Raw genomic sequence first — 24,353 nt, forward strand, 5'->3', positions numbered from 1 at the left:
TAGTACATGCCGACTATATCTAGTACATGCCGACGTACGCGTGGACAGTGATCGGAGCCGGGCCGGCGGGCATCGCCGCGGTCGGCAGGCTGCTCGATCACGGCGTCGCCGCCGAGAAGATCTCCTGGATCGATCCCGCCTTCGCCGCGGGAGACCTCGACCAGAAGTGGCGGCCGGTATCCAGCAACACCATCGCCTCAACGTTCCTCGACTTTCTGTGCGGCTCTGCGGCATTCCGGTCCTCGGATGCGCCACCCACCGCGTTGCACGAGGTCGATCCGCAGGAGACGTGTGCCCTGGCCCTGGTGGCAGACCGTTGGTGTGGGTCACACCGAACAGCTGCGGGATCAGGTGCGCGCCGTGCGGGCGACGGCGACGTCCCTGTCGCTGTGGCAGCGGCAGTGGCGCATCGAAACCTACGGCGAAGACATCACGTCGGCGAATGTCGTTCTCGACGTTGGCGCTGTGCCGAAAAGGCTGTCCTATCCCCACCTGAAAGAAATCCCCGTCGAGGTGGCGCTGGATCCGGAAAAGCTGGCGGCCGAACCTCTCGGGGGCGCCACGGTCGCGGTGTCGGCTCGTCGTACTCGTCGATGATCGTTTTGCCACATCTGCTGGATCATCCCGTCGAAAAAGTGCTCAACTTCTACCGCAGCACACTCAAATACGCTGTGTACCTGAATGATTGGATTCTGTTCGACTACACCTGCCTCAAGGGCCGAGCGGCACAATGGGCCCGGGAGAACATCGGCGAATACCCGGATCGGCTCGAAAGATATTGGGTGGACAGCCCGGAATTCCAGCAGCAGTTCGAAAGCTGCGATCGCGTGGTGTACACCGTCGGGTTCGAGCGCAGGAAATTACCGGAGACCCAGCAGTGGGGTCCGCTGGAATACAACCAACAAAACGGAATCATCGAGCCCGGCCTATTCGGGCTGGGGATTGCGTTTCCGGAGTACGCGAAGGATCCCTACGGGTTCGGCCAGTACCGGGTGGGCCTGAAGAAGTTCATGGATTACCTGGACTCCTCCGTGCTGCCGCTGTGGCTGCGCTATGGGACCTGACGGCCGACCTCAGCGCAACACCACGGCGGCGTCCCCACACCGGCGGTACACGGTGCCGAATTTGGCGTCCAGACGCAACCAGGCCGGCATTATTCTCACCCTGATAATTTCGTCGGCGCCGACGTCATTCGGTGACTGCGGCAGGAATCCCATTGCGGTCAGGGCGAACACACAGCGCATCGGCAGCCCCACGCTGGTGTCGGCCGCGCTGACCCGGATGACCTCCTGATCGAGCAGCGACACGGGCGGGCCGTGGGCGCTGCCGTGTTCCTTGGCCAGCTGCGCACCGCGCTGCGCCAGTTCCAGCATCACCTGGGCGGGGACGTCGTCGAGATGGGTGAAACCCGATTCCGGGGGTAGTGCACCGCGCCACGCCGAATCCATCGCGAAACCCGGCTCTACGTAGCCGGTTTCATCCATCGCGGCCAGGCCGCGGCCCAAATCCGCTGCGGCGACGGTCATGTCGTCCGGGCAAACCGTGCCCGACACGACCCGGCTGGCTAGCACGCCAAAACCCGTTGCCAGCCAAGCCTTGAGCAGCCCAGCATCCCGGGTGCGTAATCGAATCACCGCGGCTTCGTCGAGGCGCAGCGCATGATCGACGAAGGCGGCCAGGTCGGCCCGCTGGGCGTGGGTCGACGCCGGGCCCAACCACAATCCGCGATCCGTCAGCGCAGCCACCGTTGCAGATACTCCCGATGCTGTGGCGACAGCCGCACCAGCCGCTGCTCCTCGATGTGCACGGCGGCCAGCTGCGATTCCGCGATGACGGCGGGCTTAGAATCCGGCGCGGCCAGCACCGAACGCACTTCGTAGCCCAGCGTGAAATCGACCGTGCGCAACCGTTTGGTCCACATGGTCACCTGCAACGGCGAGTCGGCCAGCCGCAGCTGGTCCTTGTACGTGACCCGCACGTCGGCGATCAGCAATCCGATCGTGGTGATGTCGGCGCCGAACGGTTCCTTCAGGAAAGGAACTCGCGCCTCTTCGAGAATGGTGACCATGGTGGCGTGGTTGACGTGCTGGTACATGTCGATGTCCGACCACCGCACCGGCACCGGCGCCACGAACCCGACTGTCATCCGGAAGTCCCCCGCCCGCTGGTGCGGGTCATGCGGCGGATCTGGCGCGCGGCCACCGACAGCGTCGCAAGATCCGGCGCGCCGCTCTCGTAGATCTCGGTGAGCGTGCGGCGTGCCCGCTCCACCCGGGACGCGCTGATGTGTTCCCACTCGGCGATCTTCTCTTCCCCACTTTCGTCCGGCTCCCCCACCGCCAGCACGTCCAGGCACAGCGACCGCAGCGAGGCGTAGATGTCGTCGCGAATAGCCAAGCGCGCCAACGCATGCCACCGGTCATAGCGGGGCAGCGCGGACACCGCGGTCAGCAGCCCGTCGGTGCCCAGCCGGTCCATCAGCGCAAAGTACGTGTCGGCGACTTCGGCAGAGTCGGTGTCGGTGATGTCCGCGATGTCGATGATGTCGAGCAGGCTGAACCGGTACAGGCTGGCCGCCACCAGGTAGGCCAGGTCCTGGGGCGCGCCCTGCTCGGCGAATTCCGCGGCTTCCTGTTCGACGATCGCCTTGTCGTCACCGCGCAGCCACTCCGACATCCGCGGAGTCAATGCCTTGACCTCGGCGGCGAACCGATTGATCTCGGCGCCCACGGCCAGCGGTTGGGGCCGGTAGTTGAGCAACCACCGGCCGGCGCGGTTGATCAGCCGCCGGGTGTCCAGCGTCATCCGGTCCGACAGCGCGACCGGGATGTCTGCCACCCGGATGCCGCGCCAGATGCGCTCCACGTCTAAGATGGCGTCGGTGGCCACCCAGGTGCGCACCGCGTCGATCGGTCCGACGCCGACGTCCTGGCTAAGGCGGAAGGCGTAGCTGATACCGGCGGCATCGACCAGCTCGTTAATCAGCATCGTCGTGACGATCTCGCGGCGCAGCTGGTGGGTGCGGATTTCCGGACCGAATCGCTCCCGCAACGGCGTCGGGAAGTACCGGGGCAGCCGCGAGGCGAACACGTCCTGCTCCGGCAACTCGGTGGACAGCATCTCCTCTTTGAGCGCCAGCTTGACGTGCGCCATCAGCGTGCACAGCTCGGGTGAGGTCAGCCCGATGCCGGCCTCGGTGCGCCGCGCGATTTCCTGCTCCGACGGCAGCGCTTCCAGCTCGCGGTCGACGCCGCGTTCCTCCAGATGTTTGATCTGCATGGCGTGCACCGGCAGCAGGCTGGCGGCGTTGGCCCTGCTGGTGCCGATCAGGTCGTTCTGGTTCTCGTTGTCGGTGAGCACCAGCCGAGCGACCTCGTCGGTCATCGATTCGAGCAGTTGGCCGCGCTCCTCGACGTCAACCTTGCCCGCGGTCACCAGCGAGTCGATCAGGATCTTGATGTTGACTTCGTGGTCGGAGCAGTCCACGCCGGCCGAGTTGTCCACCGCGTCGGTGTTGATCCGCCCGCCGGCCAGGTCGAATTCGACCCGCCCCAACGCCGTCACTCCGAGGTTGCCGCCCTCGCCGACGACCTTGGCGCGCAACTGGTTTCCGTTGACGCGCACCGGATCGTTGGCGCGGTCGCCGACGTCGGCGTCAGATTCGGTTTCGGCCTTGATGTAGGTGCCGATGCCGCCGTTGAACAGCAGGTCCACCGGCGCCAGCAGGATGGCCTTGATCAGGTTCGGCGGGGACATCTCGGTGACGTCATCGCCGATGCCGAGGGCGGCGCGCACCTGCGGGCTTACCGGGATGGCCTTCTGGTCGCGGCTGTAGACGCCGCCACCGGCGCTGATCAGCGATTTGTCGTAGTCCTCCCAGCTGGATCGCGGCAGGTCGAACATCCGCCGTCGTTCGGTCCACGACGACGCGGCGTCGGGGTCCGGGTCCAGGAAGATGTGCCGGTGATCGAACGTGGCGATCAGCCTGATGTGCTTGCTCAGCAGCATGCCGTTGCCAAACACGTCGCCGCTCATGTCGCCGATGCCGACGACGGTGAAGTCCTCGGTCTGGGTGTCGACGCCCATTTCCCGGAAGTGCCGCTTGACGGCCTCCCAGGCTCCCTTGGCAGTGATGCCCATCGCCTTGTGGTCGTAGCCGACCGACCCGCCGGAGGCGAACGCATCGCCCAGCCAGAATCCGTAGGACTTGGCGACGTCGTTGGCGATGTCGGAGAAGGTGGCCGTGCCCTTGTCGGCGGCCACCACGAGATAGGCGTCGTCACCGTCGCGGCGAATCACTTGCGGTGGCGGACTGACCTTTCCGGTGGCGTGGTCGACGTTATCAGTGACGTCGAGCAGGCCCGAGATGAAGAGCTGGTAGCAGGCGACGCCCTCGGCCCGGGTGGCGTCGCGGTCGGCGGCCGGGTCGCCGGTGAGCAGCGGCGGCCGCTTGAGCACGAAGCCGCCCTTGGCGCCGACCGGAACGATGACGGCATTTTTCACCGTCTGCGCCTTGACCAGGCCCAGGATTTCGGTGCGGAAGTCGTCGCGGCGATCCGACCAGCGCAGGCCGCCGCGGGCCACCGGGCCGAACCGCAGGTGCACGCCCTCGACGCGGGGCGAGTACACGAAGATCTCGTACTTGGGCCGCGGCAGCGGCAGCTCGTCGATCAGCTGGGCGTTCAGTTTGAGCGCCAACACGTTGCGGGCCCGGGCAGAACCTTCGCGTGTCACAAAGTAATTGGTTCGCAGGGTGGCCTGCACCAGCGAGGCGAACGCGCGCAGAATGCGGTCGGTGTCCAGGCTCACCAGCGCGTCGATGTCCGCGGCGACCGCGGCGGCCTGCGCGTCCCGGCTGGTCGGCGAATCCGAAGTGCTGGGATCGAAAAGCGCTTCGAACAACAGCACGAGCGAGCGCGCAGTCGAGGGATGCTCGTTGAGCACCGATTCGATGTAGGACTGACTATACGGAAAGTTGGCCTGCCGCAAGTACTTTGCGTAGGCGCGCAGCAGCACGACCTGCTTCCAGGTCAGCCCGGCCCGCATCACCAGCTCGTTTAACCGGTCGATTTCGACCCGGCCGTGCCAGATCGCGGTGACCGCGTCGGCGAACCGCTCGGCCATCGCCTCGTGCTCGTCGGCCGTCTCGGCCACCCGGACGGATGGGTGCGGCGAGATCTTGAACTGATAGATCCACACCGGCAACCCGTCTGGTCGGGTCACCGTGAACGGGCGCTCCTCCAGCACGACCACGCCCATGCTCTGCAGCATCGGCAACAGCTGACTCAGCGAGGCACTGTGCCCGCCCAGGAACCAGGTCAGCTGGGCAAGACCGTCGCCGTCCTCGGCGAACACCAGCTTGACCGAATCATCGGTCAGCTCTTTGATGATGGCGATCTGGCCGATGGCGTCTTCGGGGCTGACCGCCGATTTGTATGCCTCGGGGAATGCCTCGCCGTAGTGCTCGGCGTCGACGTGGGTGACCCTGCCGGTCGTTGCGGCCGCGGCGAGACGGTCCGACCAGGTGCGGGCGGCCTCGCTGACCAGCGCCTGAATCCGGAGCCGGTTAGCTTCCGAAACGTCGACCGGGCCCGCCTGCTCGGGCAGCCTGACCATGAAATGCATGAGAGCCCAAGGTGATTCACTGACCCGAGCGGTGAATTCCAGCCGCGTCCCGCCGAACTCGTGGACCAGGATCTCTTCGATCTGCAGCCGCACCGCCGTGGTGTAGCGGTCGCGGGGCAGGTACACCAGGCAGGACACGAAGTAGCGCAGCCGGTCGTCGCGCACGAACAGCAGCGCCCGGCGTTGCGAGCCCAGATCCACGACGGCCTTGGCCATCGTGAAAAGCCGTTCGCCGCTGAGGGTGAACAACTCCGAGCGCGGCACGGTCTGGATGACATCGAGCAGCAACTGGGCCGGGTGCACCGGGTCGTCGGCGGCCATCGCCAGGGCCTCGCGGACCCGCCGCGAGATCTCCGGGATCTCCAACACGTCGGCGTTCATCGCGGCGACCGTGAACAACCCGACGAACCGGTGCTCAACCACTTCGCCGTCGACGTATTCACGCACCCCGATCGCATACGGGTAGGCGCCGTAGCACAGATAACTGCCGACGGTAGCCTGCGCCAACACCAGCAACTTGTCGTCGTCGGTCAGCCGCGGACGTTTACCGACGCGGTCGCGCATCACGCCGAGACCGCCGCTGCCGTCGCCCGACACCAGCCCGTCATACACCAGGCAGCGCTGGTAACCCAGCAGCAGGAAATTCCCGTTGCCCAACCAGCGCAGCAGCTCCGAGACGTCCTGCCGGTCGGGGGCGGTGAAACGGCCGCCGATATTGGTTTCCACGTCGGCGGCCAGGTTGCCCAGCACGGCGATCATCGCAGCCGAGTCCGCGGCCACCTGCTGGACGTCGCTGAGCACTTTGGGCAGGACTCGCTCGACCTCGGCGAGCACCTTAGTGTCGACCGAGGGCACGAACTGGATGTGGATCCAGGCCTCGCCGACGTATTGCGCTGTGCCGGGGGCCTTCGGCTCGATGCTGATCAACTCGCCCGCCGGGTCGCGCTGCACGTCGAACACCGGGGTCATCAACGCCGTGTAGGAGACACCGAGCCGGTGCAGCAGCACCGTGATGGAGTCCATCAGCATGCCGCCGTGGTCGGTGACGACCTGCAACGCGGGCCCGAAGCCCGCAGGATCGTCGGGCGGGTACACGGCGACGCCGCTTGCGCCGGGCGGGCGGTGCTGGCCGAGCCGGTAGTGCGCGCCCAGCAGCGCGGGGGTGACGGCCGCGGCGGCGATGGCCGGGTCGATTGGTCCGCTATCGGCGGCGTCGGGTTCGGCGTCGTGCGGGCCGCGGTAGGTCTCGATGTAGGCCTTCGAGATCCACTCGGAAATCTCCGACATCGTGGTGAACGAGGTCCACGGCGTGGTCTGCTGCTTCGGTCCGGAACCGATCGTCATGCCGCTAGCTCCCTACTCAGGTCGGATGGCACCTCATTCAGTCGCTCCCGGCTTGGGCGGCCGAACCGGACGCGTCCTCGCAGGGCAGCTGACAAGGCTGAGACTAGTCGCGAGTCAGCTTGCGGTGGGTCACCCGGTGCGGCCTGGCGGCTTCCACTCCGAGACGTTCCACTTTGTTTTCCTCGTAGGCACCGAAGTTTCCTTCGAACCAGAACCACTTGGCTTCATTGTCGTCGTCGCCCTCCCACGCGAGGATGTGCGTGCAGGTGCGGTCGAGGAACCAGCGGTCGTGCGAGATCACCACCGCGCAGCCGGGGAATTGTTCGAGGGCGTTCTCCAGCGAACCCAACGTTTCCACGTCGAGGTCGTTGGTCGGTTCGTCCAGCAGGATAAGGTTGCCGCCCTGCTTGAGGGTGAGCGCCAGGTTGAGCCGGTTGAGTTCACCACCGGAGAGCACTCCGGCCGGCTTCTGCTGGTCGGGGCCCTTGAATCCGAACGCCGACACGTAGGCCCGCGATGGAACCTCGCTCTGGCCGACAACAATGTGGTCCAGCCCGTCGGAGACCACCTCCCACACGGTTTTCTTCGGGTCGATGCCGGAGCGGGTCTGGTCGACGTAACTGAGTTTGACGGTCTCGCCGACCTTGACCGTGCCGCTGTCCGGCTCCTCGAGCCCGACGATGGTCTTGAACAGCGTGGTCTTACCAACACCGTTGGGACCGATGACGCCGACAATGCCGTTGCGGGGCAAGGTGAATGACAGGTCCTTGATCAGGGTGCGCCCGTCGTAGCCCTTGTCCAGGTGCTCTACCTCGACGACCACGTTGCCCAGCCGCGACCCGACCGGGATCTGGATTTCCTCGAAGTCGAGCTTCCGCGTCTTCTCGGCCTCGGCGACCATTTCTTCGTAACGCTGCAGGCGGGCCTTGCTCTTGGCTTGACGGGCCTTGGCGCCGGACCGGACCCAGGCCAATTCCTCGGTCAGCCGCTTCTGCAGCTTGGCGTCCTTGCGGCCCTGGACGGCGATGCGCTCGGCCTTCTTCTCCAGATACGTCGAGTAGTTGCCCTCGTAGGGGTAGGCGCGGCCCCGGTCGAGCTCAAGGATCCACTCGGCGACGTTGTCCAGGAAATAGCGGTCGTGGGTGACGGCCAGGATCGCGCCGGCGTAGCTGGCGAGGTGCTGTTCGAGCCACTGCACGCTCTCGGCGTCGAGGTGGTTGGTCGGCTCGTCGAGCAGTAGCAGGTCGGGCTTGGACAGCAGCAGCTTGCACAACGCCACCCGACGGCGCTCACCGCCGGAGAGGTTGGTCACCGGTTCGTCGGCCGGCGGGCAACTCAGCGCATCCATGGCTTGCTCCAGCCGCGAGTCCAGGTCCCACGCGTCGGCGTGGTCGAGTTCCTCCTGTAGCCGGCCCATCTCCTCCATCAACTCGTCGGAGTAGTCGGTGGCCATCAGTTCGGCGACTTCGTTGAAGCGGTCCAGCTTGACCTTGATCGCGCCCAGGCCCTCCTCCACGTTGCCGCGCACGGTCTTTTCCTCGTTGAGCGGCGGTTCCTGCAGCAGAATGCCGACCGTGGCGTCGTTGGCCAGGAGCGCGTCGCCGTTGTTCGGCTTGTCCAGCCCGGCCATGATCCGCAAGACGCTCGACTTACCGGCACCGTTGGGGCCGACGACGCCGATCTTCGCACCCGGGAAGAAGCTCAAGGTGACATCGTCCAAAATCACCTTGTCGCCGTGCGCCTTGCGGACCTTCTTCATCGTGTAGATGAACTCAGCCATGCCGCGGTTTTGCCTTTCTAGTCTTTGAGAAGATCTCGCGGACCATCCTAGGCATCACCCACAGTGACAACCCGACATCCAACCGGCAGCTAGGCCGACAGCGGGAGCCGGCTAGGGTCACCGGCGCCGCCGGATTCGGTCGTGTCGCCGTCGGCCGCCGGTTCTGCTGCGGTGTCTGCGGGCGCGGGTTCGGTGTCCGGGGCCGGTGTAGCCGGGCTTCTCGATGCGCACGATCGCGCTCAAGACATCGGGTCCCACAGACGTCGCGCGCATCTCAAGTGACGACCTGCGATTGCCATCGCGGTCCTCGCTGGTGTAGACGAAGCCCACCACGATCACAGGTGCGCCTCTGCCCAGCGCGGCGCTGACGCCCCACCGTCACCCCAATATCCCCGACCCCACCGACGAACGTCCCCACAGGTGGTGGTACCAACCCTTCCAACCACAACCACCACCAACCACCAACTAGACCAACGCGAGCGACACTGGATCGACAATGAAACCTGTTGGTACATCACAAGATTCGTTAGACTCCGCAACCAGAACCGGCATGCGCACTCACCTGACCCAAGTCGGGTTTGACATGCGTCGGCTCGGGACGTCGAAGCCCGACTCGGCGGATCCATGGTGGTAACGGCACCGAGGGACTAGGTGGCACGTTGCCTTGCCATCGCACCCCTGATCACGGTGACCGCGTGCCGGGTCAGATTCACTCGATCATCGCGAAGGCGGACTGCAACTCACCCGCCATGCGCAGACGACTGAGAATCGGTGAGCGTTTGCTTTCCAGGGCTCGTCGACCAGCAGACGCCCCGGCACCCAGTGAAACGCATATCCGTTCCCCAACAGATCCGCGAGCGTAACCTCACGGCGAAAATCCTCGCCGGAAACCGCCACGACGTTACGCCCGTGGATCGGGCGAAGCGGATCCCTGCGCCGCAGTTCGCGGTCCGCCAAGGCCGGCCAGTTCGGCCAGCATCGCGTTGTAGGCAGTCAGATCGGCATCGTCGTCGCGGCCGGCGGCCCGGTCGAGGCGCCGCGCGGTCCGCTCGTCGCTGCGCGCCCATTGCACGAGCAGCGCGAGCATCACGATCACCAGCGGCACCTCCCCCGCGGCCCACGCGATACCGCCGCCCAGGTGCTGGTCACCCTGCAGGTCGGTGTGCCACCTCAAACCGAGGGACCGGTAGTAGGCCTCGCCGAGCACGGTAGGGGTGCCCATCAGCTCCACCCCGAAAAAGGCGTGCAGGGGCAGCGAGGCGAATACCACGCCCACCTTGGCCAGCGGCGGGATCGGCCGCGGTGTCGCATCCACGCCGATCACCACCCAATAGAACAGGTAACCGCTGAGCAGGAAGTGCACGTTCATCGCCAGGTGCCCGGCATGACTGGCCGCGGCGGCGTCGAAAATGCCGCCAAAGTACAGGCCGTAGAACCCGGCGACGAACAGCACAGTGGCCACGATCGGATTGGTCAGCAGGCGCGACACCCGACTGTGCAGGGCGGCCACCAGCCATTCCCGCATTCCGGGCGGGTCGTCGCGGCCGGCGGCGGGCAGCGCGCGCAGCGCGAGGGTGACCGGCGCGCCCAACACCAGCAGGATCGGAACCAGCATCGACAGCCCCATGTGCGCAGCCATGTGCATGCTGAACATCGCCGGCATGTAGCGGCCCACCCCCGATGAGGTGACAAACAGCAGGGCCAGGCACCCCAACAGCCACGCCAGGATACGGCCGGGCGGCCAGTGGTCGCCGCGGCGGCGTAGCCGTACCACCGCCGCCACGTACAGCGCGGCAAGAACGATCGCGGCCGTGCCGAAGACCAGGTCAAAGCGCCAGTCGAACAGGATGCGCGCCAAGGTCGGCGGACCCGCGAAGTCGTAGCCGATCTCGGCTTCCGGGATCGACGGCAGCGGGTTCGGTGGTGGCGGTGGGGTCCGGCCAAGCCCGACGGCAATGCCGAACGTCACGCCGAACAGCACCGCCTCGACGAGCGCCAGCCGGGTCAGAACCTTGCGCGCCGTGGGATCGCGTTGCAGCGCGATGACTCCGGCCCGGCGTTGCCGCCAGCCCAGCGCGCCCAGTGCACACAGCGCGACGAACTTCGCCAGCACCAGCCCCCCGTAGGCGGTAGTCAGCAGGTCCGACGGCAGCACCCGCACCAGGGCGTTCATCACACCGCTGAGCCCCATCGCGACCCAACACCACAGAGCGATCATCGAGAAGCGCCGGGCCGCCAAGGCAAGATGATCGCCACCGCGCAGCGAATGGGCCAGCAGTGCCAGCAGGCCGCCGGCCCACACGCTGGCGGCGACGAGATGGATCAACAGGCTGTTGGTGGCCAGGTCGTGCGCGCCGCCGGCCGACGAATGGCCGGTCAGCCCCAGCGGGATCAGGGTGAGCACCGATCCGGCGCACAACAGCGGTGTCCACGACCAACGCAGCACCGTCGAGCTAGCTAGCGTCACCACCACGGCGAGCACCGCGGTCCAGCGCCACGCGGAGGCGGTGGCGATCAGCCTGGCCAACGACCACAGCCGCAGCGGGTTGAGTTGCTCGGACAACGGATGGCCGGAGACGTCGGAAACGGTCAGCGGGATCAGCAGGACAGCGCATACCGCCCACACCCCGGACGCGACCGTACCCAGCCGCAGAGCCCGGTAGCCTCCGGCGTCCAGCACGCCGGACTTCTGCGGCGGCACCAGGAACGCCGCGAACAGGAACGACCCCACGGCCAGCACCGCGGCGATCTCCCCGGCTGCCCGGACGAACGGCAGGCCCAGCGTGGTCGCCGGACCGGGGTCGGGTAATCCGGTGGCGGTCAGTGCGTCGGCCAGTGACAGCGTTCCAATGCCGGCGGCCGTACCCCCGGCCAGCACCGCGACGGCGATCAACAGCGGCCACACCAACCCTTGCCCACTGGTGGTGGACTGCCGACCCGTCATGCATCCAGAGTATGGGCGGACTCTGGGAAAGCCCGCGCTACCCGGCCTGTCGGACGCCGCCCTCCTGGCGTGCCTGATATTCGCGGGCAAAGAACTGGTTGCGCGCGATGCTCTCGACGTAGCCGCAGTCGCGCAGGATAGCCCGCAATTCGCGGCGGAACGCGGCTCGGTGTTCGGCCAGATCCGGCGCCGGTGCGATCAGATCTGATCGGCGACGACCTGCCGGGCGGTCGCGAAGAGCAACGTGGACACCGATTCGCTGCTGCGCACCCGGGTTTGCGCCACATACTGGCGGCCGACGCCGAGCGCCATCTCCGTGAGCTCCCGCTGCCCGACGTCGGCGGGCGCATCGCGCAGCACGTCGGCGACGATCTCGTAGGCCTCGAAGAACACCCGCAACATCGCCTCGGCCATCAAGGGCCGCTTGGCGAACAGCATCGCGTCGATCTCCTCACCGCCGGCGACGACATGGGCTTCCCAGTCGTCATGCCAGGCCATCTCCTTCGGCGATGTACTCGCGGAAGGCCACCGAGTCGGCGAAATAAAAATCGAACCTCAACAAATCACGCAGCCGCATCGCCTGCGCCCAGAACGCCTCCATCCGGTCGCCGTCGACGTTTCGGGCGTGCGCCCAGCGCGAGTTCGACGATCGAGGTCTCCAAAAAGGCGTGGATGACCGACTTCCGGTAGAACGCGGCGGCGTGCTGCTTGCCGGCGCGATCAGCCACACCGGTTCCCGCCCGCCGTCGACGCGGGTGATCGGGTGCCGGTTCGACAGGGCGTCAACGGCGGCGCGCACCCCGTTTCGGGTGCGCAGCCGCAGCGCACTGGCCGAGACCGGGGTGTGCTTGCGGTCCAAATAGTCCAACGAATCCTGCAGCGTGTGGTACAGCTGGTCCAGCGTGAGTGCCGCGCCGCGGGTGGTGAGCAGCAACGCGCACACCAAACCCGTCGCGGTCACCGGAGTCGCCCGCAAAATCCGCCACGCCACCTCGAACGACATCTTTTGCAGCGCGAGGCGTTTCGCGTCCTGGTCGTGGGCCGGCGGACCGTGCGACGGGCCGAGGTACTGGCGCATTGAGACGGCTTCGGGGAAGCGGACGTAAATTTTGCCGTAGTTGCTTTCGCCCTGCGCCTTGATGAAGTTGTACAGCCACAACACACTCTCGGATGTATTCTCCCCGCCGCGAGCATAGGCCGCGTACTCGGCGGTCTCGTGCAGCTGGTCGAAGCCAATCGAAACCGGTTGCAGCAGAATGTCTTCGCTGCGGCCATCGAGATAGGCGTCGCCCACATAGGACATCAAGCCGAGTTTGGGCGGCAGCATCTTCCCGGTGCACGACCGGGTGCCCTCGATCGACCAACTCAGGTTGAACCGCCTCTCGACGATGTAGCCGACGTATTCCCGGAGGACGTACTTGTAGAGCGGGTTGTTGGCGATGTCGCGGCGGATGAAGATGACGCCGGAACGCCGCAGCAGCGGGCCCATCAGGCCGAAGGACAGGTTGATGCCGGCGAAGACGTGAACCGGCGGCAGCCGATTCTCCTGCATCGCCACAGGCACCACCGCACCGTCGATATAGGAGCGGTGCGAGAACAGCAGCACCGCGGGATGGATCTCCAGCGCATTGCGCATCGCGGCGATCTGGAACGCGTCATAGTCGATCTCGGAGTCGAATCCGCGGCAGATCGCCCGTGCCAGAACGGAAACGAGGTCGACGGACACCCGGCTCCACCCGGTGGCCAGCTCGTCGAGCATCTTGCCCGCCTCGTCGACGGTTGCGCCCGGGATGGCCTTCAGCCCGCGCGGAACCGGCTGGACGCCAAAATCTCGGGTTTCAACAGCAGGGGGACTTGTACTGCGGGCCCCGTATTCAGTACTCGGCCCGTTCCAACGACAAAAGCGCTCGACGCGTGACGAATTGGGCGAAGTCGCGTTCGTCTTCGCCGACCGTGGTGTCATGCCACTGCTAACGTAGTTCGGACACAGTGGCCGCTTCACCGGCCACCACCCGGGCCCGGTGCGGATCGTTGCGCACGATGTGACGCTGACGACGAGGTTTGGGGTGGTAGGGATCCCAGCCGGGAAGCAACCCGGCAAGTTTCGCGACTCTGCCACGATCCGGGGTGGGCAGCCAGAACACCCGCACCGGCATGATGGCACGGTCTTCACCTGAAGCGAGTCGATCGACAAGAAGACTCAGGGCCGACGGTGATGCATCGGCGGGCAATGTGAGCACGTCGAACTTCGCGTCAGGATTACGCGCTCGTTGCTGACCCAGCCACTCCATCACCAGCTGAGTTTCGACGCCGTACCCCATGGACGCTAGCAGCAGCGAATACTGTGCGGTCAGGACTGCGCTGCTAGCCGCGGCCAGTTGTGTCACGTGGACTCGTCGGGCCGGTGCGTTGTGTCGCCGGACGGCTCCGTCGCCGGTTGCGGGGCCTGACCGTCGTTGAGCGCGGCCTCCGACTGGTTCGGATGCTGCTGCTCGGGTTCGGATTTGGGCTTCGATTTCTTGGCCGGGGCCTTCTTGACTGCCTTCTTCTCGGTGTACGGATCGAGATGGGGCAGTTCGTCCACCGGCCAGTTCGCCAAGGTGTCCAGATACAGCTGGCGTACCTCGGCGATGCGGTCCGGCAGCGTCTCAACGGTCCAGTCCTGCACCGAAATCGGCGGGAACACCGCGACGTCCACCGTGCCGTGGTTGATCGTGGTGGAGCTGCGGGCGGCAACGATCTCCGCGTTGCGAATCACAATGGGCACGATGGGAATTCCAACCGCCATCGCGATCCGGAAGGGTCCCTTCTTGAACGGACCGACCTCGGTGGTGTCCATCCGAGTGCCTTCGGGGGCGATCAGAATCGACAGACCCTTCTTCGCCCGCTCCTCGACCGTGCGCATCGTCTCGAGGGCGGCGACCGGGTCGTCGCGGTCGATGAACACGCCGTCGGTCAACCGGCCCAACGTGCCGATGATCGGGTCCCTCTGCAATTCCTTCTTGCCCACGGCGACCCAGTTGTCGCGCACCAGCGAGCCGGCGATAAGAGGATCAATCTGGTTGCGGTGATTGAAGATAAACACCGCGGGACGTTGCGCGGTCAGGTTCTCCCTGCCGATGACGTTCAGACTCACGCCGGCGGTCATCAGCAACGACTGCGGGAACGTCGAGGTAAAGAAGTTGACGCCACGCCGGCGGCTGGCGGTCAACAGCCCGACACCCACGGCGCCGGCCGCGACCGGGAACATCGACCCGATGCCGGCGAGGGTCCGTATCTGCCGTCGCAACCCCACCGGGCCGCGGCTGGTGAACCGCAGGATCGGCCAGCCGCGCCGCTTGGCGACCACGGCCATCTTACCTTCGGGATTCGTCGGTCGTGTGTTACCGACCAGGTACATCAACGCGACGTCCTCGTCACCGTCGGCGTAGAAGTAGCTGTCCTTAAGATCGATATCATGCTCGGCCGCAAACCGTTGTACCGCAGCTGCTTTGCCTGGACCCCACCAGAATCGGTTTCACGACCTTGCCGGTGAGCAGCCCGTCCTCGTTGGTCTCGAACTTGTTGGTCAGGGTGTTGCTGATGCCCAGGAAGCGTGCCACCGGGTTGACCTGGGATGGTCAACGCGGACGAGCTGAGCACCACGGTGTGGCCGCGAGCGACGTGGGCGCGCACCAACTCCCGCATCTCCGGGTAGATGCGCGACCTGATCCGCTGGGTGAAAAGGCGCTCGCCGATCTCATACAGGTCGGTCAGCAGCCGGCCGGCCAGCGCGGCCGAAGCTTTGCCGATCAGATCTTCGAACTCGATCCGTCCGAGCGTGTGGTTCAGTCCCGCCTGCACCATAGAGAGCAACTCGCCCATGCCCATGTCGCGCCGACGCAGCTGCTCCTGGGTCAGGATGCCGGCGGTGAAACCCGCGACGAGGGTCCCGTCCAGATCGAAGAAGGCACCGATCTTGGGCTCGGGCGGGCTGGCGAGGATCTCGGCGACCGAACCGGGTAGCCGCAAATCCTTTGCGGGCGCATCTTTCTGGGTGTCTTCGCGGCTCATGAGCTCGACACCAATCGTGACGCCGCATCGGTTTGGTCGGTGAACGAGGCAGGAACCGCGCGTGGCGGTGGATCACCCGCCAGCGCGAGAATCTCGTCGAAACCCTCGAGCAGGTATCGGGCGAACAACGCTTCCTCGCGCACGGCGGCCCGGTCATAGCGCACGGTGATGGTGCACCACCCCCCTCGGGAAATCAGCACCACCATCATCGCGACCCCGGGTAGCGGACCGATACCGCACTGCCACAAAACTTTTGCACCGGCGATGTAGGTGTAACCCGGGTACACGGGGACATTGCTGGCCTGCACGTCCAAGCCGTTGATGCCCTCCAGCACAGACGCTAGCATCGGCGCCAGTGCACCGATGATATTCATCGCCGGCTCGTCGCGGCGCTGGGTCATCTGGGCGCGCATCTTCTTCATCCGCGACACGGGATCGGCGGTACCCAGCGGTGCGGCCAGGTTCACGCCGGTGAACCGGTTGCCGCCGGTGGTGTCAGCGTCGGCCCGCAACGAGACCGGCACCGCCATCGGCAATGTGCTGATCGATACTCCGAGCGCATGGTGGTAACGCCGCAGCGCGCCCGACAGACCTGCCAGGTAGGTGTCGTTGATCGACCCGCCACCGGCCTTGGCCGCCTTGTGCAGATCGAAGAGCCGGATGTCGATCGCTTCGGTGCGCGAGGTCAGGCTGCGCCGGCGCAACAGCAGCGAGGGCTCCGCGGCGCGGTTGATCACCCGAACTCCCGACACCGCGTAGTCCACGATTCCCGACACCGCCCCGGCCACCGCGACCGCGACACCGCCGACGATGTTCAGCGGCAAGCGGTTCAGGCCCTGCCGCATCAGGTCGTCGGGCGACAGGTCCTGCGGGACGGGCACCGGCGGCGTCGGTTTGGCCGGCAGATCGCGCTCGAGATAGTAGATTTCGGCGAACATCTCGACGCCACCGACACCGTCGGTGACGGCGTGGCTGATGTGCAGCAGCGTCGCCGCCTGGCCGTCGAGCAGTCCCTCGACCAGGGTGGCCGTCCACATCGGCCGCAAGATGTCTAGTGGCGACTGCAAAACCAGCTCGGCGAGATCGAACACCTGACGCAGCGTGCCCGGTTCGGATACCCGAAGCCGGCGGACGTGGAAGTCCAGATTGAAGTCGGGATCGACCACCCAGCGCGGCGACGCGGTCGGCAGTGTCGGCACGACGACCTCCTGCCGAAGCCGCAACACCTTTCGGGACGCATTTTCGAACCGGGTCCGGAACCGGTCCCAGTCCGGCGTGGTGTCAAGCAGTTCCAGCGCCATGACGCCCGACCGGATGCGCGGATTGACCTCGCCCCGATGCAGCAGACAGTCCACGGTCCCCAGCTCGTCGGGCAACCAGGGACGTCTGTCGGGCTCAACCATGGTCATCAACTCGACGCGTCAACCTCGTCACAGCCGATCAAGCCTCCTGACTCAGCTTCACCACCCGATAGCCCCACCAACGCTAGTCGGGTTGACCCGCTGGTGAAAGGCACGATTCGGTCGCTACAAGAGCCGGCCGCGCACTGTTAACCTTTCGCAATTCAGCTGGCAGAGGTCGTCGAGAGCGGCCAGGAGTCGATCGGCGAGCTGTCTCGACGGTAGGCGATGCCCAAAAAGTCGGCGACGGCGTCGGCGGCCAGCCGTGACCGGGCCGTGGACAGGATGTCGAACGTGTGATGCGCGTTGGCGAGCTCCGCGTGCGCCACGACCGCGGCGCCCGCGGTACGCATCGCCTCGCAGAAGTCTCGGGCCTGTGCGCATGGCACCAGTTCGTCCTTCTCTCCGTGCAGCACGAAGAAGGGCGGCTTGGTCATGAACGTAGGAACTTGGCGACGCCGCGCGGAACCGCTCGGGTGTTTCGGCGTAGCGGGCGCGCATGACGAACTCTCGAGGAACGACATCATCGGCTCGTGCATGGTGTCGGCGTTGGTAAAGTCGTAGACCCTGTAATAGGGTACCGCCGCCTGAACCGTGGTGTCGGCGTCTTCGAACACGGGCTGAAATTGCGGGTCGTCGGGGGTCAGCGCGGCCAGTACGAGATGTCGGAGGTTTGTGCCGCGTACCGGCGGTGCGGGCCGGGCCTGCCCAACAGTCCGCCGCGGGGTCCGCACTCGGACTCGTCACATGCGAGTGGGAAACCTGGTCGCCGTAGCCCGGCCCAAACGACTCTTCGAGCGCCGCGGTGAGAGTCTGCTTCCCACGCTGGACAGCCCAGTGGGCGCCGACACCCGGGACAAGGCGTACCCGGTCACCACGTGCGGCAGAAATTCCGTGGTCAGCCAGCCGGCAAACCAGCCCACCGGGGACGGGGGGCCGCGCATCAGCAGGGCGGCCGCCCCCTTGGCGTCCGCGACCAGGCGAAACGCCTAGGAACCAGTCCCGGCATACCGCGCAGTCATGCTCGTGGCCACGCCCATCGAACGGCACTCCTCGACCTCATGCACACGCCTCGTTGCGGTTAACAGCCGTTTACCAGCTGATATTGTCCGTGTGTCGAGCGTCTATACGCTAAACGATATCAATAGCGGTGCAATGCTTTTCGCGCGTGTCGCGTCGGCGAGTCGGGACAATGGGCATTCCTGGATAGACTGGCCTGCGCATTGCCTCCGTAGCTCAGATGGATAGAGCAAGGGCCTTCTAATCCCTAGGTCGCACGTTCGAGTCGTGCCGGGGGCACTTTAGCCGGGTTTGTCACCCGGGCATGATGGCTTGGCGTCCGGGGCGATCCGGGTGAGCAGATCGGTCAGCTGCGCCACCTGCTCGGTCGTGAGCCTGTCGAAGACGTAGGACCGCACCAGCCGCCACGTGACCGTGCGCCACGGCGCTGACTTTCTCAAACCCCCTGTCGGTCAATATCGCATCGGTGAGACGCCCGTCGCCGGGATTGGGCCGGCGACGCACATAACCGGCCGCCTCCATGCGCGTCACGACGTGCAACAGCTGGGACAGCGACCCGTTGGTGACGGCCGCTTGGTTGCTGTACTCGATATGTCAGCATGGGAGCGTGATTGCAGGCCGATTCGCTGGTCCCTGGGGCGCCGCCGCAGCAGCCCTGCGCGACGCTGTTGAACCTACCCATTCGCGGCCGCCCCAGCATCCGCCGCGCCATGCCCCGACATCGAGGTGAGCTACGCTCGCGCCACCGGCGAGCCACCCGGGGTCGGCGCCGTCGGCCAGGAATTCATTGACTCACTGCACTCGCAGGTTGGCGGGCACACCGTTGGGGTGTACGCGGTCAACTACCCGGCCGGCGAGGATTTCGCCCCGTCGACATCCGCCGGGGGCAGCGACGTGCACGCACACGTGCGATCGATGGTTGCCGACTGTCCCAACACCAAACTGGTGCTCGACGGAACTTCCTTAGGCGCCATGGCAGACCTGGCGACGATCGCCCGAGCACCCATCGTGCTTGATCCCCGACATTCTCACGTCCGACGAGGCGGACCATGTCGCCGCGCTGGCGCTGTTCGGCAACCCGTCGGACCGATACCTGGGAGCTCCGGTGAGCGAAGTCAGTCCGTGGTACGGGGCCAAGGCCATTGACCTCTGCGCGCCCGGCGATCCGGTGTGCACACCCGGCGGACCGCTGGCGCTTCGGTCCCACGACGAGCTGTTCTCTGCAGCCGCGCTTTCCTATGCAGGGTCCGGAATGCCCAGTCAGGCAGCGTCTTTCGTGGCAAGCCACGTCTAACCCGGACGGATCAGAAAGCGGGCGTGAACGCTACCACCGGAATTGAGTCTAGATCCCGCGGTGTCCTGGTATCTGCCGTAGGGCGACGTCGCGCCTCGGGCGAGGGCGAACAACCGGTCGCTCTCGATCCCGGTGACATCCTCGGCGACAAAACGCCCGCCGAATCGACCCGCCTCAATCGTCACCTCGGGATGGGCCTTGACGTTGTGATACCAAACCGGATTACGCGGCGAACCGAAATTCGAGGCGATCACGATCACCCGTCCCCAGTCGGTGAAGTAGACGACCGTGGACGTACGCGGGATTCCCGACTTGGCGCCGATATGGGCGAGTAGCAACGCCGGAAACGGTGTGACCATCGACAACGACCGCCACTGAACCGAATCAGGGCTTGGTCCAGATGCGGGGCGATATGGCGCATCACCCAGATGCCCAGCGGCGACGTGGCAATTTGCGTGACCGCACGGTGAGCGAAAGGGCTGGCCGGTGCCACCTCGGGAATCTGCATGTCCCACATCGTAGACCGAGTTCAGGCGCACCGTAATTCATGACAACGAGTGCTGCCGACCTGAATTTCGTTGAAACACAAATACAATCACTACGCTTTGACGTACCGTTCGTCGCGAACCTGTTCGGCAATCGAAAATATCGGCATCACAACCTAATTCACTAGGGATGCCGTCCGGCTCATCCGGTGGTGACGAAATCCCTGACGACGCATGGGCGCGTGCGCGATTGAGAATGTGTCCACTTTCCTGGAGTCGTTTCGGTCGACAAACTTCGCGATTTTACGAGTCAATACCGGCCGAGAAAAAGCGGCTGGTCGTGTCGGAAAATGCGAATCCTTCGACTTATATTACAAGCCGGAGTTCGTCGACCCGATCGTGGAGAGCGCCGACGAGTTTCTGCGGTAAAACTTGTGACGCGGATTGCCGCTCAGGGCGGTGGCGGCGCACCGGGATCGAGCGGCGGCTCGGGATAGGGCGCGGCTGAGCGCAACTCGACAGCCGGCTACGGGCGCCCGGTGCGTTCGCGGTGTTGCAGCCCGGGCCAGTAACACGGTCGGCGCTGGCCCTCCTCCAGCTCTTCCTGAGTCCGGCGAATGCGGCGCTGCCGGGTCCGCCCTCTTGCTTAGTGTCCTCCACCCAGCAGATGAACTCGTTGCGCGCCAAGGGGGTGATGTCTTCCCAAGCGGCAAAATGCGGTCGGGTTGCCGATTAATGCCTCGCGCAGGTCCGCGGGAAAGCTTGTGCACCACCCCACCGGGTATGCGTTGACTGGCCATCCGGTCAGAGTAGCCACCGGCGACGAGCCACCCCCGTCGTGCTGCTCGGAATCCATGACAAATTCTTGACGTTACGACGCCAAGTGGCCTTTAACGATGGCTCAATCCGATTTCGTCTTGTTCAGAATGGAGAATCGCGTCGCGCTTATCACCGTTAACGACCCCGACCGGCGTAACGCGCTGACGGGTGAGAGCTCCGCGCAGCTGCGCGCCGCGGTCGAGCGCGCCGAAGCCGACCCGGGCGTACATGCCGTCGTCGTCACCGGGGGCGGGCAAGGCTTTCTGCGCCGGCGCGGACCTGAGCGCCCTGGGCGCCGCGGGAGCCGGCGCCGCGGAATCAGGCCTACAACAGCTCTACGACGGGCCATGGCCGTGGGCAGTTGCACGCTGCCGACCATCCACCGCCGTTAATGGCGCCGCGGTGGGCGCCGGGCTGAACCTGGCGCTGGCGGCCGACGTGCGCATAGCCGGGCCGGGAGCATTGTTCGACCCCCGGTTTCAGAAGCTGGGGCTACATCCGGGGGCGGCGCGACGTGGATGCTGCACCGGGCGGTCGGCCTGCAGGTCGCTCGGGCCGCCCTCGTATTCGGCATGCGCTTCGATGCCGAAAGCGCCGTGCGGTACAGGTTGGCGCTCAGCGTTGCCGACGATCCGGTCGCCGCGGCGTTAGAGCTCGCCGCCGGACCCGCCTCGGCCCCACACAGGGTGGTGCTGGCCACCAAGGCGACCATGCACGCCACCGCCAGTCCCGGGGGCGCTGGACGTCGAGCACCACGAATTGGCGATGCACACTGAGCTGGGGCCGCAGGTGTCCTCGATCCAGTCGCCGGAATTCGCCGACCGGCTGGCCGCGGCACGACGCAAGTAGGGCCTAACCGCGGGGTCCGGTCGCCATGCAGGCCGGGCCCCTGATGCGGAATCCGGGGTCGACGCGGCGGGCAGCGACGATGAACACCGCAGCCATGAACGGCGCAAGCGCGCCGTTCATGGCTGCGAGAGTTGCCATTTCGGCGCTGTTGAGCAACTGGGGGCTCAGACGCCACACTCAGCGCCACCACGGTGTTGTGTAGCCCGACCTCGAGGCTGACCGCGGTCGCCTGGGGTGGGCCCAACCGCATCGCGCGCGGCACCAGGTAGCCGACGGACAGGCTGACGGCGCAGAAGATCATCACCGCTGCGCTGAGCACGCCGAAGTTGTGCGACAGCGTCGTTCGTCCCCCGGCGATCGCGAGCCGTCACGGCCAGGACGACCAGCGCCGCCGCGACGATCTTGATCGGGCGCTGCAATCGCCGGGCGAACCCGGGGAAGCGATGGCGGACCGCGGTGGGGATGAGTATCAGGGCGAATACCGCGAAGAACTTGTCCAGCTGCAACGGGATGAAGCGCCCCTCGCCCAGAAACCAGCTCATCGATGCCGCCAAAATCACCGGCAGGTGAAGACCGACAGCGCAGCATTGATGGCCGCCAGCGTGAGGTTGAGCGCCAGATCTCCGTTGAACAAGTGACTTCAAGATGTTGGCCATCGTCCCGCCCAGGGTGGCGGCCATCAGCACCAGCCCCACCGCCAGCGGCGGCTCCAAGTGAAAGGCCCCGGCGATCACCAGGCACAGGACGGGCAGCACCAGCGCTTGGCAGAGCAGCGCTACCGCCAGCGGCCGGCGCAAGGCGGCTGCCCGCTTGAAGTCGGCGACGGTAAGTGTGAGCCCGAGAGCAAGCATCACCACGGCAGCGACCAACGGGAAGTACTGGTTGCCCATAACGCTCCCCGAGGTCGTCGATGTCGTCGCGCGGCGACCGTCGGATTGATCGGCGCGGATAGTCAGCTTGCCTTATACCGCGCCGGTCTGCCCGGAATGCGAGCAGTCGGCAGCTGCGACATCATGGCGCCCAACCCGGTTGCGCGGCCTCTTCCGGCGACGGCCGTACCGAAATCCCGAAAAGCGGCCCGGAAATCACCCCATGGGGCGATCGAGCACACGGCACGGAATTGCCGTCAGCTAATGGCGTAAGCCCCTGAATCCGAGGACTCTGGGGCTTTACGGCGCACGTGTTATTACGCGGCTTTGATCGTTATCTGGTCGACCTGCATGTAGCCCGGCGGGTTGCCCGCAGGCTCCGAGGATGTAGGTGTGGGCGGACGTCCCGGTCAGGGTGTTGGGGTCCCACGTTGTGTGGGTGGTCGTGCCGTAGAGGGTCTAACTGCCGTCCGGGCAACTGACGTTGCTCACGGTGTCCATGACCCACTGTCCGTCGACCAATCGTGCCTGACTGGCCCCCAGTCCGGCCTTGACCCAGAGACACCCGTTACCGCAAGAGTTGGCCGCCCAGCTATTGTCGATCGTGTGGCCGCTCGGGGTCGTGACGGTCTCGGTGTACGACCCGTTCATCGTGGGTGTGTCGGCCCACGCCGCGCCTGCCGAACCGACAGCCAAACCGGCGCAGATAGCGGTTACGACAAGGCCCCGCACGATGGTCATGTTCTCGTTCCTTCCGTACAGCCAGTCAGCGCAGCGAGCAACTGTCTTGTGGTCGACCAAAGATTACGACGATTTTGCGGTCGCGGCATTCGCATACGTTTCGGCTCCTTTGCGATCTTGTTAACACCCGAAAAGGCCGGGTGCGCAATACCGCAACAGCCGTACCGGGCGACGGCAGCACGGTAACTGGAGTGTCATAAATCCGCAGAGCGGAGCGGCGAATATTAACGGTTTTCGACCGCGCCCCGCCGAGCCTGGTTGGGCGGCGTGGCGAACCTCAGTCCGACACGGACTCTCCGGCGCGCCGCAGAAGCGTGGCCGCGTGCTTGAGCACCGGAGAGTCCACCATCTGCCCCTCGAACGCGAACACGCCGCGCTCGTGCTGTGCCGCTGCCAGTACCCGGCGCGCCCAGTCCAACTTTTCCTCGGTAGGCCGAAACGCCTTGCGCACCACGGCAACCTGGCTGGGGTGAATGCACACGGTCCCGGCGAATCCCAGGGCCACCGCGTCTTCGGCCTCGGCCCGAAGTCCCTCGAGATCTGGGATATCCAGGTACACGGCGTCGAGCGCGACGCGACCGAACGCGTTCGCGGTGAGCAGCACCGTCGACCGCACGTGGCGAGCGACATCCCGGTACGAGCCGTCGGCCTTACGGCTGGAGCTGCCGTCGAGGGTGGCGACCAGATCCTCGGCCCCCCACATTAGTGCCACTGTGTTCTGCGCCGCGGCGATGTCGGCCGCGAAGACAGCACCGCGTGGCGTCTCCAGCAGCGCGATGACGTCCCGCGGCGCCAGGGCCGTCACCTGTGCCGCCGATTCGGTCTTGGACAGCATCACCGTGGTGTACGCGGTGCCGGCCAGTGCCTCGAGGTCGCGGGGGTACTCGGCGGTGTCGGCCGCGTTGATCCGGACCACGGTGCGCTCCGGGTCGACCGGGGTGTCCTGCAACGCCTTGCGGGCGCCGGGCTTGTCCGCTTCGGCGACACCGTCCTCGAGGTCGAGGATAACGACGTCGGCCGCGGCGGCCGCCTTCGCGTAGCGCTCGGGCCGATCGGCCGGGCAGAACAGCCACGCCGGGCCCGCGGCTTGCAGATTAACTCGGCCTCCTGGCTGCTCGGGCGTTTCTGGA

Annotated in this window: 13 protein-coding genes, 1 tRNA gene and 6 pseudogenes; 6 read left to right on the forward strand and 14 right to left on the reverse strand. The window is 65.9% G+C overall.

Annotated features, from left to right (window positions below; translation table 11 throughout):
- Positions 1–47 precede the first annotated feature (47 nt).
- Positions 48–1,064, forward strand: a pseudogene (locus FQ389_RS21010) (pyridine nucleotide-disulfide oxidoreductase).
- Between the two features lie 9 nt (positions 1,065–1,073).
- On the opposite strand, the gene FQ389_RS00610 reads toward FQ389_RS21010, so the two are convergent.
- From FQ389_RS00610 to FQ389_RS00655, 10 genes and pseudogenes are all read right to left on the reverse strand, one after another.
- Positions 1,074–1,736, reverse strand: a complete 663-nt coding sequence (locus FQ389_RS00610) for a hypothetical protein (RefSeq protein WP_144205895.1) — start codon at positions 1,734–1,736, stop codon at positions 1,074–1,076.
- Entirely contained in the window at positions 1,733–2,146 is a 414-nt protein-coding gene (locus FQ389_RS00615; protein WP_144205786.1) for an acyl-CoA thioesterase, read from the reverse strand. Before FQ389_RS00615 ends, FQ389_RS00610 begins: the two co-directional genes overlap by 4 nt.
- Positions 2,143–6,969 (reverse strand): NAD-glutamate dehydrogenase, encoded by a 4,827-nt coding sequence (locus tag FQ389_RS00620; RefSeq protein ID WP_144205787.1) that lies wholly within the window; start codon positions 6,967–6,969, stop codon positions 2,143–2,145. The genes FQ389_RS00615 and FQ389_RS00620 overlap by 4 nt, the downstream gene beginning before the upstream one ends.
- 103 nt (positions 6,970–7,072) lie before the next feature.
- A complete protein-coding gene (gene ettA / locus FQ389_RS00625) occupies positions 7,073–8,749 on the reverse strand; it encodes an energy-dependent translational throttle protein EttA (RefSeq protein WP_144205788.1) in 1,677 nt (558 codons plus the stop codon).
- A gap of 89 nt (positions 8,750–8,838) precedes the next feature.
- Positions 8,839–9,121: pseudogene (locus tag FQ389_RS21840) on the reverse strand (single-stranded DNA-binding protein); the annotation flags it as partial.
- A gap of 529 nt (positions 9,122–9,650) precedes the next feature.
- Positions 9,651–11,693: a cytochrome c oxidase assembly protein gene (locus FQ389_RS00635; RefSeq protein ID WP_144205789.1), complete on the reverse strand. Its 2,043-nt coding sequence runs from the start codon at positions 11,691–11,693 to the stop codon at positions 9,651–9,653.
- Positions 11,694–11,730: 37 nt separating this feature from the next.
- Positions 11,731–14,080: pseudogene (locus FQ389_RS00640) on the reverse strand (glycerol-3-phosphate 1-O-acyltransferase).
- Positions 14,077–15,746, reverse strand: a pseudogene (locus FQ389_RS00645) (HAD-IB family hydrolase). Before FQ389_RS00645 ends, FQ389_RS00640 begins: the two co-directional pseudogenes overlap by 4 nt.
- Positions 15,743–17,149, reverse strand: a complete 1,407-nt coding sequence (locus tag FQ389_RS00650) for a wax ester/triacylglycerol synthase family O-acyltransferase (protein ID WP_144205896.1) — start codon at positions 17,147–17,149, stop codon at positions 15,743–15,745. The pseudogene FQ389_RS00645 and the gene FQ389_RS00650 overlap by 4 nt, the downstream one beginning before the upstream one ends.
- 161 nt (positions 17,150–17,310) lie before the next feature.
- Positions 17,311–17,880, reverse strand: a complete 570-nt coding sequence (locus FQ389_RS00655) for an alpha/beta hydrolase (protein ID WP_144205790.1) — start codon at positions 17,878–17,880, stop codon at positions 17,311–17,313.
- A gap of 491 nt (positions 17,881–18,371) precedes the next feature.
- On the opposite strand from FQ389_RS00655, the gene FQ389_RS00660 reads away from it, so the two are divergent.
- From FQ389_RS00660 to FQ389_RS18455, 3 genes and pseudogenes are all read left to right on the forward strand, one after another.
- A tRNA-Arg gene (locus tag FQ389_RS00660) sits at positions 18,372–18,445 on the forward strand.
- 447 nt (positions 18,446–18,892) lie between these two features.
- A pseudogene (locus FQ389_RS18450) lies at positions 18,893–19,096 on the forward strand (cutinase family protein); the annotation flags it as partial.
- Positions 19,097–19,178: 82 nt separating this feature from the next.
- Entirely contained in the window at positions 19,179–19,460 is a 282-nt protein-coding gene (locus FQ389_RS18455) for a cutinase family protein (protein WP_260860320.1), read from the forward strand.
- On the opposite strand, the gene FQ389_RS00670 is transcribed toward FQ389_RS18455, so the two are convergent.
- Both FQ389_RS00670 and FQ389_RS00675 read right to left on the reverse strand, forming a co-directional pair.
- On the reverse strand, positions 19,457–19,819 hold the full coding sequence (locus FQ389_RS00670; RefSeq protein ID WP_144205791.1) for a nitroreductase family deazaflavin-dependent oxidoreductase: 363 nt from the start codon (positions 19,817–19,819) through the stop codon (positions 19,457–19,459). The genes FQ389_RS18455 and FQ389_RS00670 overlap by 4 nt on opposite strands.
- 652 nt (positions 19,820–20,471) lie before the next feature.
- Positions 20,472–20,745 (reverse strand): annotated as a pseudogene (locus FQ389_RS00675) (YdeI/OmpD-associated family protein).
- 96 nt (positions 20,746–20,841) lie between these two features.
- Here FQ389_RS00675 and FQ389_RS21845 point away from each other — a divergent pair.
- Both FQ389_RS21845 and FQ389_RS21850 read left to right on the forward strand, forming a co-directional pair.
- Positions 20,842–21,156 (forward strand): enoyl-CoA hydratase-related protein, encoded by a 315-nt coding sequence (locus FQ389_RS21845; protein ID WP_407662713.1) that lies wholly within the window; start codon positions 20,842–20,844, stop codon positions 21,154–21,156.
- Positions 21,053–21,415, forward strand: coding sequence for an enoyl-CoA hydratase-related protein (locus FQ389_RS21850; protein ID WP_407662720.1), 363 nt, complete (start codon positions 21,053–21,055; stop codon positions 21,413–21,415). Before FQ389_RS21845 ends, FQ389_RS21850 begins: the two co-directional genes overlap by 104 nt.
- Before the next feature lie 362 nt (positions 21,416–21,777).
- Here FQ389_RS21850 and FQ389_RS00685 read toward each other — a convergent pair whose 3' ends face one another.
- Entirely contained in the window at positions 21,778–22,503 is a 726-nt protein-coding gene (locus FQ389_RS00685; protein WP_260860322.1) for a bile acid:sodium symporter family protein, read from the reverse strand.
- 997 nt (positions 22,504–23,500) lie between these two features.
- Complete coding sequence (locus FQ389_RS00690) at positions 23,501–24,316, reverse strand: HpcH/HpaI aldolase/citrate lyase family protein (RefSeq protein WP_144205792.1); 816 nt, start codon at positions 24,314–24,316, stop codon at positions 23,501–23,503.
- Positions 24,317–24,353: the final 37 nt, after the last annotated feature.

Origin of the sequence: Mycobacterium tilburgii, from assembly GCF_902168065.1 — a bacterium.
GTDB lineage: Bacteria > Actinomycetota > Actinomycetes > Mycobacteriales > Mycobacteriaceae > Mycobacterium > Mycobacterium tilburgii.